The sequence below is a fragment of the Moorena sp. SIO3I6 genome (genome assembly GCF_010672095.1).
The window spans coordinates 1-2270 of sequence record NZ_JAAHHU010000764.1 but is presented as its reverse complement, the minus strand read 5'-3'; the positions used below and the strand labels follow the sequence as shown (position 1 = coordinate 2270).

Annotated in this window: 3 protein-coding genes and 1 pseudogene; 2 read left to right on the top strand and 2 right to left on the bottom strand. The window is 45.1% G+C overall.

Features of this window, described 5'->3' with window-relative positions:
* Positions 1–198 (top strand): annotated as a pseudogene (locus tag F6K49_RS42450) (hypothetical protein); the annotation flags it as partial.
* Between the two features lie 60 nt (positions 199–258).
* Here the strand turns inward: F6K49_RS42450 and F6K49_RS42445 are convergent.
* Positions 259–399, bottom strand: a complete 141-nt coding sequence (locus F6K49_RS42445; protein ID WP_293107407.1) for a hypothetical protein — start codon at positions 397–399, stop codon at positions 259–261.
* A gap of 56 nt (positions 400–455) precedes the next feature.
* On the opposite strand from F6K49_RS42445, the gene F6K49_RS42440 reads away from it, so the two are divergent.
* Complete coding sequence (locus tag F6K49_RS42440; protein ID WP_293107403.1) at positions 456–632, top strand: hypothetical protein; 177 nt, start codon at positions 456–458, stop codon at positions 630–632.
* Between the two features lie 94 nt (positions 633–726).
* Here the strand turns inward: F6K49_RS42440 and F6K49_RS42435 are convergent, their stop codons facing one another.
* The gene (locus F6K49_RS42435; RefSeq protein ID WP_293107410.1) at positions 727–2202 is read right to left on the bottom strand and encodes a WD40 repeat domain-containing protein; all 1476 of its coding nucleotides are present in this window, start codon (positions 2200–2202) and stop codon (positions 727–729) included.
* Positions 2203–2270: the final 68 nt, after the last annotated feature.

The following is a 2270-nucleotide window of genomic DNA, read 5'->3' as shown; positions in this document are numbered from 1 at the left end:
GTTCGCGGTGGTAAGGTCTATGGAGAATGGCCCGGCTTGGCGGAATCCCAGTTGTATGAACAACGGGACTTAGCAGTAACTACGGATTTTCGTGAGGTGCTGATGCCTGTGCTCAGGGAACATATGGAGATTGGAAACTCCAATTTAGCCCAAATCTTTCCTGGTTTTAAGTCTAATCAGAATCTGGGGCTTCTGTAGGGAAAGAGAAGTGTCCGAGGAGGGGAGTGCGATCGCGTTTGGCCGTAGTGCGATCGCGTTTTAGTTGATGCCTTCACAAAGAGTGCGATCGCGTTCACTTACATTCGGGTTATTCTTCAGTTCATGTAGGGTGGGCAGTGCTTTCGACAGATTGATGTGATTGCCAATAGCCTTAGTAGGCACTGCCTGGGGGGGTGACATGCAAGCTAAAATCCTTACTGCGTAAGATATTCAGCCCATCTGTTACAAAAAGATACATGCTGTTTTGGGCTGACCTTGGACTATGTTATAATGGTTTGAGCGTCCAGAAAATCAAAGAAGGGTCAATTTGGGAGTTTATCTTTCCTGAGAGAATTGGCATCAAAGCCTTATATAGTAAGCTTTTCAGGGCTCATGTCACCCCCTCAGAGGCACTGCCCACCATAGAAGCGTGACCAAAATTCATGTAGGGTGGGCAGTGCTTTGGAGAGATTCATGTGGTTGCCAATAGCCTTAGTAAGCACTGCCCACCAACGGATTAATCACTTTTTAGTTGATGCCTTCACAAAGAGTGCGATCGCGTTCACTTACATTCGGGTTATTCTTCAGATAATCCCCAGCCCAATTGCAACCACGTCGCAGTAGCTCATCTAGACTACTTAGAGCTAGATCGATATTCCACAAGATTACAGTTTTATCCTGACTAGCAGTAGCAAGAGTCTTGCCATCAGGGCTGAAGCTAACACTGTTGATGGCAGCACCACTACTCTGGAGGGTTTGGAGTACTTTACCGTCTTTAGACCAGAGTTTGACTGTCCCGTCACTTATACCACTGGCAAGTATGGTACCGTCGGGGCTAAAACTGAGGCTAGTGACTGCACCACTATGTCCTAGAAGGGTGCGGATTTCCATTCCTGTCTTCACATCCCAGAGTTTTACGGTTCCATATCGATCAGCAGTAGCAAGAGTTTTTCCTTCTGGACTGAAACTGATGCTATCGACCCAGTTATCGTAGTAGTATCCTTGGGGGGTGTTATCGTATCCTAGAAGGGTGCGGATTTCCACTCCTGTCTTCACATCCCAGAATTTTACACTTCTATATCTACCAGCAATAGCAAGAGTTTTTCCGTCAGGGCTGAAACTAACGCTGTAAACATCACCTTTATAGGCATAAATAGTTTTGATTAGTTGACCGTCCAAACTCCATAGTCTTATCGTTCCGTCTAAACTAGCACTGGCAAGGAATTTTCCATCAGGGCTGAAACTAAAACTTATGACTGAATTTTGATTTCCTTCTAAGGTTTTGACTAATGTACCGTCTAGTTTCCAAAGTTTGACAGTTCCATCTCTACCAGCACTGGCAAGGAATTTCTCATCAGGGCTAAAACTAAGACTTATGACTGCACCTTGATGTCCTTCTAATGTCCTGACTAGTCTACCGTCTCGTTTCCAAAGCTTAACAGTTCCATCAAAGCTAGCACTGGCAATTAAGTTACCGTCGGGACTAAAGCTGACACTATCAACCGCCGCCTCATGCCCAAATAGGGTTTGAGTTTTGGAATTATAGTCCTCAACGTTCCAGAGTCTGACGGTCAAGTCTCTGCTGGCGGTAGCTAAAATTTTCCCATCGGGACTGAAGCTAATACTTGTAATTTCTCTATTACCACCTCGCAAGATTTGGAGTTCCTGACCTTCCTGACTCCAGAGCTTAACAGTTCCGTCTAAACTACCAGTGGCAATTGTCTGACCATCAGGACTAAAGCTAACGCTATTGATTGTGGCACCAAATTTCTCAATAGTTAGAAGTTTCTGACCTTGAAGATTCCAGAGTATGAAAGCTCCATCTAGAGTGGCAGTGGCAATTGTTTGACCATCAGGGCTAAAACTGATACTTGTGACTCCAGCTTTCTGTGCTGGAAAAGGTTGGCCAATTAGGTTGCCTTGTATGTCCCAAAATCTTACTATTCCGTTGCTACTACCACTGGCAATCACCTTACCGTCAGGACTGCAACTGAGACTCGTAATACTAGCGTTCTGTATTGCAAAGGGTTGCCCAATTGGGTTGCCTTGTTTGTCTCACAATCTTACTATTC